Here is a 13,890-nt window from a genome sequence, read left to right as displayed (position 1 = left end):
GGATTGACCTCCGTGGAAGATGGAGCCGTCGGGCCGACGGCTCCATCTAATACACGAACTAGCCGATGCGCCAGGTGTCTCCACCCATGAGCAGCTCGCTCAGGTCGCCGGGGCCCTTCTGCGCCACGGCCTCCTCCAGCTGGTCGGCCATGAGCACGTCGTAGGCCGGGCGGTCGACCTGGCGGAAGATGCCGATCGGCACGTGCTCGAAGGCCGGCTCGTCGAGCCTGCTGAGGGCGAAGGCCACCGACGGGTCGGGGTTGTGGGCGTCGTGCACGAGGATCTGCTCCTCGCTCACGCCGTCCCTGGCGACGACCTCGATGCCGCCGTTCGCGCCGCGCACGACGGCCTTGGACGCGCTCACGATCGGCTGGCCGTGCTCCAGGCGCAGCGTGATGTCGTCGCGCACCGCCGGGTCCTTGAGCTGCTCGAAGGCGTTGTCGTTGAAGATGTTGCAGTTCTGGTAGATCTCCACCAGCGACGTGCCGCGGTGGGCCGTGGCCTCGCGCAGCACCGACTGCAGGTGCTTGCGGTCGGAGTCGATCGTGCGGGCCACGAACGACGCCTCGGCGCCGATGGCCAGCGAGATCGGGTTGAACGGCTTGTCCAGCGAGCCCATGGGGGTCGACTTGGTGATCTTGCCGACCTCGGAGGTGGGCGAGTACTGGCCCTTGGTCAGACCGTAGATCCTGTTGTTGAACAGCAGGATGTTCAGGTTGACGTTGCGGCGCAGCGCGTGGATCAGGTGGTTGCCGCCGATGGACAGCGCGTCGCCGTCACCGGTGATCACCCACACCGACAGGTCGGGCCGCGAGGCGGCCAGGCCGGTCGCGATCGCGGGCGCGCGGCCGTGGATCGAGTGGAAGCCGTAGGTGTTGAGGTAGTACGGGAAGCGCGAGGAGCAGCCGATGCCGGAGACGAACACGATGTTCTCGCGCCGCAGCCCCAGCTCGGGCAGGAAGCTCTGCACGGCCGCCAGGATCGCGTAGTCGCCGCAACCCGGGCACCAGCGCACCTCCTGGTCGGACTTGAAGTCCTTCAGCCCCTGCTTGACGTCGGTCTTGGGAACCAGGCTCAGGCCCTTCCCGTTCACCAGCTCAGTCACTGTCGATCACGTCCTGAATGACTCCGGCCAGCTCCTCGGCCTTGAACGGGAGCCCGCGCACGCGGTTGTAGCTGATCACGTCGACGAGGTAGCGGGCCCGCAGCAGCAGCGCGAGCTGGCCGAGGTTGATCTCGGGCAGCAGCACCTTGTCGTAGCTCTTGAGCACCTCGCCGGTGTTGGCCGGCAGCGGGTTGAGGTGGCGCAGGTGCGCCTGGGCGACCTTGCCGCCCTCGCGCCTGATGCGCCGCACGGCCGCCGCGATCGGCCCGTACGTCGAGCCCCAGCCGATGACCAGGACCTTGGCGTCGCCGTCGGGGTCGTCGACCGCGAGGTCGGGCACGTCGATCCCGGCGATCTTGGCGGCCCGGGTGCGGACCATCAGGTCGTGGTTGTCCGGGTCGTAGGAGATGTTGCCGGTGCCGTCGGCCTTCTCGATGCCGCCGATGCGGTGTTCGAGGCCGGGGGTGCCGGGAATGGCCCAGGGGCGGGCCAGCGTCTCGGTGTCACGCTTGAACGGCAGGAACTCGCCGCCCTCACCGTTGGGCTCGGTCGTGAATTCCTGCGAAATGTCGGGCAAGTCGGAAACTTCGGGCAGGCGCCACGGCTCCGAGCCGTTGGCCAGGTAGCCGTCCGAGAGCAACATGACCGGCGTGCGGTACTTGACCGCGATGCGGGCCGCCTCGACGGCCGCGTCGAAGCAGTCGCTCGGCGAGAGCGGCGCGACGATCGGCACCGGCGACTCGCCGTTGCGGCCGAACATGGCCATCAGCAGGTCGGTCTGCTCGGTCTTGGTCGGCATGCCCGTGCTGGGACCGGCGCGCTGGACGTCAACGATGATCAAGGGCAGCTCGGTGGTGACCGCGAGGCCGACCGTCTCCGCCTTCAGCGCCACGCCGGGGCCGGAGGTGGTGGTCACGCCCAGCGCCCCGCCGAACGCGGCCCCCAGCGCCGCGCCGACGCCCGCGATCTCGTCCTCCGCCTGGAAGGTGCGGATGCCGAACCGCTTGTGCTTGGACAACTCGTGCAGGATGTCGCTGGCCGGCGTGATCGGGTACGAGCCCAGGAACAGCGGCAGCTTCGACTGCACGCTGGCCGCGATCAGCCCGTAGGCGAGGGCCTGGTTCCCGGAGATGTTGCGATAGACGCCGGGAGCCAGCCTGGCCGGCTTGACCTCGTAGGAGACCGAGAACGACTCGGTCGTCTCGCCGTAGTTCCAGCCCGCCTGGAAGGCCGCGATGTTCGCCTTGGCGATGTCGGGCTTCTTGGCGAACTTCTGCTGCAGGAACGAGATCGTCTGCTCGGTCGGCCGGTGGTAGAGCCACGACAGCAGGCCGAGGGCGAACATGTTCTTGGCGCGCTCGGCGTCCTTCTTCGAGATCTCGAAGCCTTCGAGCGACTTGACCGTCAGCGAGGTCAGCGGCACCGCGTGCACGCGCCACTCGCTCAGTGAGTCGTCCTCCAGCGGGTTGGCCGCGTAACCGACCTTCTGCAGGTTGCGCTTGGAGAACTCGTCGGTGTTGGCGATGATGTCGGCGCCGCGCGGCAGGTCGCCGAGGTTGGCCTTCAGCGCCGCCGGGTTCATGGCCACGAGCACGTTGGGCGCGTCGCCGGGCGTCAGGATGTCGTGGTCGGCGAAGTGGAGCTGGAAGCTCGACACGCCGGGCAGGGTTCCTGCGGGGGCGCGGATCTCGGCGGGGAAGTTGGGCAGCGTCGACAGGTCGTTGCCGAACTCCGCCGTCCCCGCGGTGAAGCGGTCGCCGGTGAGCTGCATGCCGTCGCCGGAGTCGCCGGCGAACCTGATGATCACGCGGTCGAGTTGCTGGACCTGCTTCGTCACAGCTCAGTCCTCCTCGACGCGCCAAGGCGCGGTTGCGTTGGGCGCGTTCTCTGTTTCCATGCTAGATCCTCGGAAGGTCACGCGTTTGCCAGCCGCGAAAGCGGGTAACGCGGTCGGAAGTCAGGGTGAGGCGGGAGAACGACGACACAGCCCTGACGCGAGCCTGCAGAGGTCTACATGCAGGCGTGCGAAGAGGACGGTTCGGGTCACGAGCGCCAATGATACGTCCCCCCAACACGTGTGCTACGTCAGGGGCTGCTTACGCGACTGCTGGTTCCCCGACTCGTACAGGCGTCCGGCGCGCATCGCTGCGGAGCCGTACAACTCTGGAACGGTCACGAAGGTGTAACCCTTCCCGCTGAGTTCTTTCAGGATGCCCGGAATCGCGTCGATCGACTCGGGGTTGGTGTCGTGCATCAGGATGATCGCGCCCGGATGGGCCTTGCGGACGACGCGGTCGGTGATCTCCGACGCCGTCGCGCCGGGCTCGTCCCTGGAGTTCACGTCCCAGCCGACCAGCGACAGGCCCAGGTCGCGGGCGACGTCGCGCACGTCCTTGCTGATCGCGCCGTACGGCGGGCGGGCCAGCGTGGGCTCCTGCGCGATCGCCGCCCGGACGGCGTCGTCGGTGCGCCGGAAGGAGTCGGCGATCTTGCTGGTCGCCTGCTTCGACAGGTCCCGGTGCGACCAGGAGTGGTTGCCGACCAGGTGGCCTTCCGCGCTCATCCGGCGCAGCAGGCCCGGCTGCGCGACGGCGTTCGTCCCGACGGTGAAGAAGGTGGCCCGCGCCTTGCCGGCGGCCAGCAGGTCGAGCAGCCGCCCGGTCCGCGGCCCCGGCCCGTCGCTGAACGTCAGCGCCACGCACTTGGTCCTGGCGCAGTTCACGCTCCCGGCCCGGTTGCTGGACGCCTCGGGGCTCGCCGTCGCCTTCGGCGGCGTCGTCGTCGGCCCGGCCGGAGGGGCGCTGCGGGCGGCCTCCCGCACGCTCTCCTGGGCCCGGCGTCCCAGCTCGGACAGCAGCGGCGCGACCCGTCCCGCCTGGACGGCCACCGCGACCCGGCCGAGCGAGCACGGCCCGATCTGGCAGTCGTCGAACTCGACCACCAGGTCACCGCTCCGGTTGAAGGCCATGGAGTCGAACTGGCCGGGGTCGGCCCGCACGCCGTCCCGCTCGACCTGCGGCCCGCGCCCCTTGAGCTGCTCCTTGACCAGCGCCGCCAGCCGGTCCAGCGCCTGCGGCCCGCCCAGCAGCGCCGTGGACCCGCCCGCCTTGCCGGTACGCGGGTCGAACCAGAAGGTACGGGTGGAGTTGCCCCAGCTCGCGCCCAGGAACTCGCCGGTGCGCAGCCGAACCGCGACGGCCTCCGGGGAACGGGCGGCGAGCTGCCAGTCCACGTTCAGCTCGGGACGCGGGTAGTCGCCGTTGACGCTCTTGGCGGCCCGGAAGTCCCGCAGCTGCCGCTCGGCGTCCGCGCGCAGCGCGCGGTTCAGGCCCGGCGCGTCGGTCAGTTCGGGGTAGTTGATGTGCACGTATCTGCTGTGGTCGTCGTCCTCGTTCGTGATGGTCGCGGTGGACAAGCCGACGACTGTCGCGGGGTCGACGAAGTCGATCGCGGTCGGCTCTGCCGGGACCAGCACGTCCCGCTCGGGTGCGGCGGCGGCCAGCCCGCAGCCCCCGGCCGAGAGGGCCAGCAGAGCGATTCCAGCCAAGAATCGCGTTTGGTGCATGTCTGTCAGGGTATGTGGGGGATCTTACCTTTTGCCCTGTCTTGGGGTTATGGGGTCTGAGGTTTGACTGGGTTACGATCACGTCATGGAGGGCTACTTCGGGTCCTACGTGCTGGTCGCCGCGCTGTTCGCGATCGGTGTCGCCATCGTCGCCGGGGCTCTCATGGCCAACCGGCTCCTGCGGCCCACCAGGCCGACCCCCGAGAAGCTGACCACGTACGAATGCGGCGTCGACCCCGTCGGCGACGGCTGGGCGCAGTCGCAGGTCCGCTACTACGTCTTCACCTACCTCTACGTCGTCTTCGCCGTCGACGCCGTCTTCCTCTTCCCATGGGCCACGATCTTCGACGCGCCCGGCTACGGGGTGACGACGCTGGTGGAGATGTTCGTGTTCCTCGGCTTCATCGCCCTCGGCATCCTGTACGCCTGGCGCAAACGCGTCCTGTCCTGGACATAGCCCGGCTCCTGGCCGCCGATCGTTACCCGGACGTGCTGGCGCCCTGAATGTGTCATCTGTCACCGTCCTCGGTCGTGCCGAGACAAAGATCGTGTCCCCGCTGCGACGTTTCGATCGAGCATGATGAGCGGTATCCCGCCTGGTGTCCGTCCTGCGGATGGAATCTGCCCGTCCCTCAGGGCAAGCGCTCGATCAGCGCGGTCCTCGCCGACCGACTGACGGCCGGACTGCACGCCGACGTGCTCAGGACAGGCGCCGACGTACCGAAGGGGAAAGTCCCGCGGGCGCTTTCGTACCTGTTCGCGGGGCTCATCCACCTGATCGCGGCGAGCGCGCTCGCCGCGGCCGGCTGGGCGGCCGTCATGTGGCCGAACGTTCTCGGCGTGCTGCTCGGCGCGTTCCTGCTGTTCGTGGCCTGGCTGATGCGGCCGCGTCTGGGCCGGGTGCCGAGCGGGCCGCTCGTGCTCACCAGACACGCCGCGCCGCGCCTGTACGACCTGACGGACAGGATCGGGGCGGAGATCGGGGCGGACCGGGTGGACCTCGTCGTCGTCACCCCCGTCTTCAACGCGTCCTTCGAACAGGCGGGCCCAAGCGGCAGACGCGTGCTCACGATCGGCGCCCCCCTCTGGGCGCTGCTCGAACCCCAGCAGCGGGTGGCGCTGCTCGCGCACGAGCTGAGCCATTCCAGCAACGGCGACAGCCGCCACGACCGGTTCACCCGTACCGCGCTCGGCGCGCTGGCCGCCGTACACCGCGCGATGCGCGGCGCGGCCGGGGGTGGGGAGTACGTGGCGGAGGCCGTGCCGCAGAGCGTGCTCAGCGTCCTGGGGCTGGTGCTGCTCATCGTGATGCGCGTGGCCGGGCTCGTCGTCCGGCTGGTGGGCCTGCTCTTGCTGGTCGTCACCATGCGCTCCGCCCGCCAGGCCGAGTACGTCGCCGACGAACGCTCCGCCCGCATCGCCTCCTCCGCGGCCGCCGCAGCAATGCTTGACCTCGTCGCCACCGCCGATGTCGAGGTGAACGAACTGGCCTGGATGTCGTCCGCGCTCGGCCCTTCGGTGTGGGAGCACCTGCGCGAGCGGCAGGCCGCCGTCCCCGACTCCGAGCTCGAGCGGCGCCGCCGGATCGAGGCCATGGCACAGGCCCGCCTCGACGACTCGCATCCACCGCTCCCGCTGCGCGTGGAGTTCGTCCGCTCGCTGCCTCACGACTGGCCCCTGATCAGGCTGCGCGACAACGAGAACGAGGCCATCGAGGCCGAACTCGCCCCCCTGTTCGACCGGCTCGCCACCGAGCTCGGCGCCACCAAGAGACATGATTCCTTTGCCTGACCTGCGATTCGCGCAAGAATGGGCGACATGGCAGCAACGGATCTCCCGATGCCCACCGTCGGACCTGTCTCCAGGCTCGCGCCCAAACCCATGCGGTTCGTGCTCAACTGGGGGCGGCGCTATTCGCTGTGGGTGTTCAACTTCGGGCTGGCCTGCTGCGCCATCGAGTTCATCGCGACCTCCATGAGCAGGCACGACTTCATCCGGTTCGGGGTCATCCCGTTCGCCAACGGCCCCCGTCAGGCCGACCTGATGATCGTCTCCGGCACGGTCACCGACAAGATGGCCCCCGCCGTGAAGCGCCTCTACGAGCAGATGCCCGATCCCAAGTACGTGATCTCGTTCGGCGCCTGTTCCAACACCGGCGGCCCCTACTGGGACTCCTACTGCGTCACCAACGGCGTCGACCAGATCATCCCCGTCGACGTCTACGTGCCCGGCTGCCCTCCCCGTCCCGAGGCACTGCTCTACGGGATCATGAAGCTCCAGGAGAAGATCGCGGGGGAGAAGCTGAGCGACCGCTACGTGTGGTCCCGCTCCCACGGCTCCGAGGACCAGGCGTGAACGCCGCCGTCGCCGCCCGTTTCGGCGAGCGCGCCCAGATCAGCGAGTCCTACGGCGAGACCACGGTCGACGTCGCCCCCGCCGACTGGATCGAGCTGCTGACCTTCGCGCGCGATGACCTCGGCCACGCCTTCTTCGACTGGCTGACCGGCGTGGACGAGCCGCCCGACGCCTTCGTCGTCGTCGCCCACGTCTACAACCTGGACACCCGCGAGCGGCTGCTGCTGCGCACCCGGGTGCCGCGCGCCGACCCGCGCCTGCCGTCCGCCGTCGGCGTCTACCGGGGGGCGAACTGGTACGAGCGCGAGACGTACGAGATGTTCGGGGTGATCTTCGAGGAGCACCCGTACCTGGTGCCGCTGCTCCTGCCCGACGGCTTCGAGGGCCATCCGCTGCGCAAGGACTTCGTGCTGGCCGCCCGCGTGGCCAAGCCGTGGCCGGGCGCCAAGGAGCCGGGCGAGTCAGGGCACGGCGCCCCGAGCCGCCGCAAGACGCTTCCGCCCGGAGTACCGGCCGATTGGGGTCCGCCTGATGCTTGAAGTGGTGCTGAGCTTCGTCGTCATCCTCGTCGTGTTCCTGGTGCTGCCGCTGATCGTCGGCCAGACCGAGCACAAGGTCATGGCCCACATGCAGTCGAGGCTCGGCCCCATGTACGCCGGCGGCTTCCACGGCTGGGCCCAGCTCATCGCCGACGGCGTGAAGTTCATGCAGAAGGAGGACGTCATCCCGGCCGCGGCCGACCGCCGCGTCTTCATGATCGCGCCGGGCGTGGCGCTGGTCCCGTACCTGGTCGTCCTGATCGTCATTCCGCTCGACCGTGGCCTGGTCGCCGTCGACCTCGATCTCGGGCTGTTCTTCGTGCTCGCCGTCATGGGCGTCGGGGTGCTCGGCGCGATCATGGCGGGGTGGGCGTCGGCCAACAAGTATTCGGTGCTCGGCGGCATGCGGGCGGCCGCCCAGCTCATGTCGTACGAGCTGCCGCTGGTGCTGGCGGCCTCGTCCGTGGCGATGGCGGCGGGCACGCTGTCGATGCCCGGCATCGTCGAGGCGTGGCAGTGGTGGTGGCTGCCCTGGCAGGCGATCGGCGGCGTGGTGTTCTTCGTGGCGGGGCTGGCCGAGCTGCGCCGTCCGCCGTTCGACATGCCGATCGCCGAGTCCGAGATCATCATGGGCCCGATGACCGAGTACACCGGCATGCGGTTCGCCCTGTTCATGCTCTCCGAGTACGCCGGGATCGTCGTCCTGTCCCTTCTGACCACCGTGCTCTTCCTGGGCGGCTGGCACGGGCCGTTCCTGCCCGGCTGGATCTGGACCCTGATCAAGGTCTTCGCGCTGGCGTTCGTGGTGATCTGGCTGCGCGTCACCTATCCGCGGCTGCGTGAGGACCAGCTCCAGAAGCTCGCCTGGGCCGGACTGGTGCCGCTGGCACTCGTGCAGCTCGCGCTCACCGGAGTGGTGAAGGTCCTCATCTGAGTTTCGCTCCGGCGGAAACTTTATGACGCCCTTATCCGTCGTACCCGGCACAGGGGGCCCCGGATGAAGGGGACAATTCGTGAACGCGCAAATCCTGCCCGTCGCGGGCGCGATGAAAGGCGCCCGCTGCCCGAAAGTCACTCTCACCTCCGACGGCCGCACCTTGACCGTCACCGACGAAGCCAGGGGCCGTTCCACGACCCTGTCGCCCGCGTCGCTCTACCGTTACGACTATTCGACGGACGGTTCCGGGAAGAGGTCGCGGTTCCTGAAAGGGGTCGCCGCCCTCGACCCCGACGGGCTCGTCCTGCTGGACCTGCCTGGCGACTGGCACCCACCCCACCTGCTGGACTTCGCCGCCAAGGCCGGCATCCCGCTCCGGGACGGCCGGGACGACAGCTCCGAGCAAGCGCGCCGGATCCTGGCCGCCCGCGCCCCCGGCTGGGAACGCATCCGCGGAATCCCGGCGCCGCGGACGGCCCGATGGAACCTGGCGCTGGGGGTGTGCGCGGGAATCGCCGGGCTGGCGTTGATGGTGTATCTGGGGGTCACCGGAATGTGGGTCGCCTGGCGCGGCTTCTCGGCCTTCGGACGTTTTCTGATGGAACTGATCGAGGCCAAATGGCTGATGGTGGCTTTCAGTCCCGCGTTGCTCGTCGTACGGCCCGTGCTGGGCGGGGTGCATCGGTGGCAGGAGAGGCGTGGCCTTGTCGTGGGGCCGCCTGGAGGGCCGTATCTGCGGATGAAGTCGTCCCGGACGTTGTCGGTGTACCGCCGTTCGGGGGTCATCACCGAACTTCCGGTCGAACCGGGCAGCAGTCTCCTCCGGTACCGTCACGACGACCTGTGCGGCGTCTTCCTCCTCGACCCCGCGGGGAACCCCCTGCTCCACCTGCCCGGCCGCTGGCCCCCGGCCTCTCTCCACCGCTTCACCGAACGCCACGGGCTGGGGCTGGCGATGCACCGGGTCTCCCGCGAGGAATACCTGACCCTCACCACCCACTGCCGCCAAGCCTTCCCTTGACCCTCACCACCCACTGCCGCCAAGCCTTCCCCTGACTCTCACCACCCACTGCCGCCAAGCCTTCCCCTGACCCCCTCCTCATCGGGCCGCCCTCCACGAACCCTCGACCGGATCGTGAGGGGCGCCCTACTCCATCTCCCGTCCTGTCCCTTTGGGCAGGGGTGACCCGCTTTCGTCGTACGGCGCTTCGTGGTGGGGCGACTCGCTTCGAGCCCTCCCGATCCAGCTGGCACGGACCGCCCACGGGCGGTCACCGGTGGGCGAAGCGGTGAGTGGTGGTCATCCGCCTGCGGTCGGTTGTTCGGTGGTCGCGGCATGTGCCGGGGGCGGTGGTCAGTGGACGATTGCGACCATCACGTCCGAAGCCGACGGGCGTTCCTGGGGGCGCTTGTTCAGGCATGCCCCCACCACGCCGCGCAAGGCGGACGGCAACGGCGACAGGTCCGGGTGGACCGTGAGCACCCGGTTGAAGACGGCCGGCACGGTGTCCTCGCCGAACGCCGGACGCCCGGTGGCCGCGAACATCATCGTCACCGCCCAGCTGAACACGTCGGACGCCGGCCCCACAGGCTCCCCGGTCAGCTGCTCAGGCGACATGTACGGCGGCGTCCCCATCATCTTCCCGGACGTCATGGTCATCCGGTCGAGCGCCCGCGCGATCCCGAAGTCGATCACCCGCGGCCCGTCGTGCCCGATCAGGACGTTGCTCGGCTTGAAGTCACGATGCACCACCCCGGCCTTGTGGATGGCCGCCAGCGCTCCGGCTGTGGATAACGCGAGCCGCGTCAGGCCGTCCTCGTCGCGGGGCCCGTGGCGCCGTACGAGTTGCTCCAGCGACGGCCCCTCCACGTATTCCGAGACGATGTACGCGTGTTGCCCGTTGATGTTCACATCGAGCACCCGGGCTGTGGAGAACGTGGCGACCCGCCGAGCCGCGTCCACCTCCCGCGCGAACCGGGTGCGGGCCGTCTCGTCGACCAGGTCGTGCAGCACCTTGACCGCCACCCGCGCCCCGTTGGGCGCCATGGCCAGGTAGACGGCGCCCTGCCCGCCGCGCCCGAGCTGGTGCAGCACCCGGTAGTGCCCGATCCACTCCGGCTGCCCGCGATGTTGCTGATGGGTGGGGGCCGTGGTTCGTTGATGCAGGTCGGCGGGCCGATGCCGCGGCGTGGGCGTCTGGGCGGGCGCGTGCATGGGCGCCTGCGTGCGCACGGGGGCCTGCGCGTGCACCGGCGGGCGGTGCCGCGCCCGCGCCATCGCCGGCACCAGGACGGCCGAATGGGCGATCCCGCCGATCCAGGCGATCACGAACCCGAACGAGATCAGAGTGGACATCGGCTCGGGGATGTTGTCGAAGTCGTCGTACAGCATGATGGCGATGACGAACGAGCCGATCAGGACCAGGTAGACGCAGGCCCCGATGGCCTGCCAGGTGCTCCGCAGCCAGAATGCCGCGAACCCGATCGTGAACGGGGTCGCCAGCCCGCACGAGATCAGGGCCAGGCTGGCCCACCCGATGGCGGCCGCCCACGCCCCGCTGCTGGGACGGACCGGATGGCTGTACGGCATGGCCGAGAGACTATCGCCATGCAGTCGTTCATATCGGACAGTCACCCAGCCTGTGGATAACTTCCACCGAACCTGTGGATGGCTGTGGAAAAACTGGGGACAACGGTCTTGGCTCATTCACCTCCGCCGCCAAGTACGTCATGATGTTGAACCATGGCGCGGATACCGGGAGTCGGACTGGCGAAAGGGCTGTCCATCACTCTTCGCCACATGCTGCGCAAATCCGTCACCCAGCAGTATCCCGAGGTCAAGCCGGCTCTTCCGCCGCGCAGTCGAGGCGTTATCGCCCTCGTTGAGGAAAATTGCACCTCTTGCATGCTCTGTGCCCGAGAGTGTCCCGACTGGTGCATCTACATCGACTCCCACAAGGAGACGATCCCGGCACCGGAGGGCGGGCGTCCCCGTCAGCGCAACGTGCTCGACCGGTTCGCCATCGACTTCGCGCTGTGCATGTACTGCGGCATCTGCATCGAGGTCTGCCCCTTCGACGCGCTCTTCTGGTCTCCGGAGTTCGAGTACGCCGAGGGTGACATCCGGAACCTTCTTCACGAAAAGGACAAGCTGGCGTCCTGGACCCAGACCGTCCCGCCGCCGCCCGCCCACGATCCCGGCGCCGAACCGCCCAAGGAGCTCACGGCGGCTCCTCGCCGTCCCGCGGCCCGTACCGGAACCACCCGCCCCGGAGCAGCGCCTGAAGCACCCGGCCCCGCCGGAGCCGCCCGCCGCGCCCCGCGAGAGCGGGAGGGCGCCACGGGCGAAGCAGCGCCAACGACCCCCCAGGGAACGGGCACAGCGCGACCGGACGCCGGCCCGCAGGACGAGCGTGCCCGCAGGGGAGCGGCGGGGGTCCCGGGAGAGGGCGTGACCGAGCCGGGAGCCGCCGAGCCGGGAGCCGTGCCTCCGGGGAGCGGAGAGCCGGGCGCGGCTGCCTCCGGCGCCAACGCGGGCCCCGACTCCGAGGTCGGCGCCACATCACCGCCCGGCCCCGACTCCGCCGTAGGCGCAACCTCCGACGCCGGCTCCGCCGTGAGCGCAACCCCTGACGTCGGCTCCGCCGCGAGCGCACCCCCCGGCACCGGCTCCGCCGTGAGCGCACCCCCCGGCGCCGAAGCAGCGCGCCGTCCCGAAGGCGGGGAAGCCGTCCCTGGCCCCGAAGGGGCCGCAGCAGCTGACGCCGGACAGGCCGGCGCAACTCCGCCTGCTGGGCGCACCGACGCGGGCCCGTCGGCCGGAGGCGTCGAAGCGCGCATCGGCGCCGACCGGGAAGAGCGAGCAGGTGAGAAGGCCGGCCCCGCGGAAGCTCCTGAAGCCGCACCCGGCGAAGGCGCTGCCGCGCCTCCGTCTCCTGCGGGCCGCCGCGAGCGTACGCGCAGGCCCATGTCCAACGTACGAGGCATCCGTCCTCCAGGCGCTCTCCCACCAAGCCCGCAAGCGGCCGAACCGTCCGCCGATGCACAGGACAAAGAGCCGGAAGACACTCGCCCGTCCGACACAACGACCCCGAAACCGTCAACAGCGGCAAGCCCGTCAGACGTGACGGAAGGCGACGTTCCCCCCACGGAGGAAGGCGACGTTTCCCCCACGGCGGAGGGCGACGTTTCACCCGCGGCGGAGGGCGACGCGCCGCGCGCCCATGACGACGACGCCGCAGCTCCGGCAGGCGAGGAGGCGAACCGCCCGCCCGACCAGGAAGCCCCGGCCTCGGACGAGCACCCGCCGCGAACGCCTTCATCCACAGGTGAGCCGCCCTCGAACGGGTTTTCCACAGGCGCGGGTGAACCGTCTCCGGAACCCGGCCCGGACGAGCAGACTTCTTCCGCGAGCCCCCGCAGGCGCCGGATGGCGGACCCGAGGTCCATCCGACCGCCGGGGCGGCTCGGCCCTGACGACACAGAGGAGTCCGAGGAGGAGTCGTGACCGAGGCGGTGCCCTCCTACCTGTCACCCACCGGGCAAGAGATCGTCTTCTTGCTGCTGGGAGCGGTAGCGGTTGGATCGGCGCTGCTCGTCGTCACGACCCGGCAACTCGTCCACGCCGCCCTGTGGCTCGTGGTCTCCTTCGGCGCGCTCGCGGGCGGCTACCTGGTGCTGACCGCCGAGTTCGTGGCCTGGGTCCAGGTGCTCATCTACGTGGGCGCGGTGGTGGTCCTGATGCTGTTCGGCATCATGCTCACCCGTGCCCCGATCGGCCGTTCCGCCGACCTCGACAGCGGCAACCGGCCGGTGGCCGCCCTGGTGGCGGTGGCGACCGCCGCGGTCCTGGTCACGGTCGTGATCGACGGTTTCCGCACGGCGTACACCCCGCTCACACCGGGCCAGGGGGCGGCGAAGGAGCTGGGCGCCAGCGTCTTCGCCACCTGGGTGCTGCCGTTCGAGGCGCTGTCCGTGCTGCTGCTCGCCGCATTGATCGGAGCCATCGTGCTGTCCCGTACGGACATTCCCGGCTCGCCGCCCGATCAGACCGGGGGTCACTAGTGCACATCGTCTACCCGGCGGTCGTCTCCGCGCTGCTGTTCTCCGTGGGCGTCTACGGCGTGCTCGCCAGGCGCAACACGATCCTCGTGCTCATGTCGGTCGAGCTGATGCTCAACGCCGTCAACCTCAACCTGGTGGCGTTCGACGTGTGGCTGCGCGACCGGCTGCACAGCGGTCAGGTGCTCACCCTCTTCGTCATCGTCATCGCCGCCGCCGAGGTCGGCCTCGGCCTGGCGATCGTCCTGGCCCTCTACCGCAACCGCCGGACCGTCGACCTCGACCACCTCCGCGACCTGTCCGAGCCTCCCGACGAACGTCCTGACCT

13 protein-coding genes and 1 pseudogene are annotated in these 13,890 nt (G+C 69.7%); 9 read left to right on the top strand and 5 right to left on the bottom strand.

Going from position 1 to position 13,890, the window contains the following annotated elements; all coding sequences use genetic code 11:
- Positions 1-58: 58 nt before the first annotated feature.
- From ACIBK9_RS02020 to ACIBK9_RS02005, 4 genes are all read right to left on the bottom strand, one after another.
- The gene (locus ACIBK9_RS02020) at positions 59-1,105 is read right to left on the bottom strand and encodes a 2-oxoacid:ferredoxin oxidoreductase subunit beta (RefSeq protein ID WP_358290028.1); all 1,047 of its coding nucleotides are present in this window, start codon (positions 1,103-1,105) and stop codon (positions 59-61) included.
- Complete coding sequence (locus ACIBK9_RS02015; RefSeq protein ID WP_397154463.1) at positions 1,098-2,942, bottom strand: 2-oxoacid:acceptor oxidoreductase subunit alpha; 1,845 nt, start codon at positions 2,940-2,942, stop codon at positions 1,098-1,100. The genes ACIBK9_RS02020 and ACIBK9_RS02015 overlap by 8 nt, the downstream gene beginning before the upstream one ends.
- Before the next feature lie 120 nt (positions 2,943-3,062).
- On the bottom strand, positions 3,063-3,152 hold the full coding sequence (locus tag ACIBK9_RS02010) for a putative leader peptide (protein WP_352322479.1): 90 nt from the start codon (positions 3,150-3,152) through the stop codon (positions 3,063-3,065).
- A 33-nt stretch (positions 3,153-3,185) separates the two neighbouring features.
- Positions 3,186-4,670, bottom strand: coding sequence for a polysaccharide deacetylase family protein (locus tag ACIBK9_RS02005; protein WP_397154461.1), 1,485 nt, complete (start codon positions 4,668-4,670; stop codon positions 3,186-3,188).
- Positions 4,671-4,755: 85 nt separating this feature from the next.
- Between ACIBK9_RS02005 and ACIBK9_RS02000 the strand changes: the two genes are divergently transcribed.
- From ACIBK9_RS02000 to ACIBK9_RS01975, 6 genes are all read left to right on the top strand, one after another.
- Positions 4,756-5,127, top strand: coding sequence for an NADH-quinone oxidoreductase subunit A (locus ACIBK9_RS02000; RefSeq protein ID WP_358290019.1), 372 nt, complete (start codon positions 4,756-4,758; stop codon positions 5,125-5,127).
- A gap of 239 nt (positions 5,128-5,366) precedes the next feature.
- The gene (locus ACIBK9_RS01995) at positions 5,367-6,461 is read left to right on the top strand and encodes a M48 family metallopeptidase (protein WP_397154458.1); all 1,095 of its coding nucleotides are present in this window, start codon (positions 5,367-5,369) and stop codon (positions 6,459-6,461) included.
- A gap of 48 nt (positions 6,462-6,509) precedes the next feature.
- Positions 6,510-7,025, top strand: coding sequence for an NADH-quinone oxidoreductase subunit B (locus tag ACIBK9_RS01990; RefSeq protein WP_387652039.1), 516 nt, complete (start codon positions 6,510-6,512; stop codon positions 7,023-7,025).
- Complete coding sequence (locus ACIBK9_RS01985; protein WP_397154456.1) at positions 7,022-7,564, top strand: NADH-quinone oxidoreductase subunit C; 543 nt, start codon at positions 7,022-7,024, stop codon at positions 7,562-7,564. The genes ACIBK9_RS01990 and ACIBK9_RS01985 overlap by 4 nt, the downstream gene beginning before the upstream one ends.
- A complete protein-coding gene (gene nuoH / locus ACIBK9_RS01980) occupies positions 7,557-8,498 on the top strand; it encodes an NADH-quinone oxidoreductase subunit NuoH (protein ID WP_358290014.1) in 942 nt (313 codons plus the stop codon). The genes ACIBK9_RS01985 and nuoH overlap by 8 nt, the downstream gene beginning before the upstream one ends.
- 79 nt (positions 8,499-8,577) lie before the next feature.
- Entirely contained in the window at positions 8,578-9,522 is a 945-nt protein-coding gene (locus ACIBK9_RS01975) for a hypothetical protein (RefSeq protein ID WP_397154454.1), read from the top strand.
- A gap of 333 nt (positions 9,523-9,855) precedes the next feature.
- Here ACIBK9_RS01975 and ACIBK9_RS01970 read toward each other — a convergent pair whose 3' ends face one another.
- On the bottom strand, positions 9,856-11,091 hold the full coding sequence (locus tag ACIBK9_RS01970) for a serine/threonine-protein kinase (protein WP_397154452.1): 1,236 nt from the start codon (positions 11,089-11,091) through the stop codon (positions 9,856-9,858).
- Between the two features lie 153 nt (positions 11,092-11,244).
- Between ACIBK9_RS01970 and ACIBK9_RS01965 the strand changes: the two genes are divergently transcribed.
- The 3 genes and pseudogenes from ACIBK9_RS01965 to nuoK form a co-directional block, all read left to right on the top strand.
- Positions 11,245-13,008: a 4Fe-4S binding protein gene (locus ACIBK9_RS01965; RefSeq protein WP_397154450.1), complete on the top strand. Its 1,764-nt coding sequence runs from the start codon at positions 11,245-11,247 to the stop codon at positions 13,006-13,008.
- Positions 13,005-13,565 (top strand): NADH-quinone oxidoreductase subunit J, encoded by a 561-nt coding sequence (locus tag ACIBK9_RS01960; protein WP_352322488.1) that lies wholly within the window; start codon positions 13,005-13,007, stop codon positions 13,563-13,565. The genes ACIBK9_RS01965 and ACIBK9_RS01960 overlap by 4 nt, the downstream gene beginning before the upstream one ends.
- Positions 13,565-13,867, top strand: a pseudogene (nuoK, locus tag ACIBK9_RS01955) (NADH-quinone oxidoreductase subunit NuoK); the annotation flags it as partial. The gene ACIBK9_RS01960 and the pseudogene nuoK, both read left to right, overlap by 1 nt.
- Positions 13,868-13,890 lie beyond the last annotated feature (23 nt).

It is taken from the genome of Nonomuraea sp. NPDC050227, from assembly GCF_044459705.1.
Lineage (GTDB): Bacteria > Actinomycetota > Actinomycetes > Streptosporangiales > Streptosporangiaceae > Nonomuraea.
This window is presented reverse-complemented; position numbering and strand designations above follow the sequence as displayed.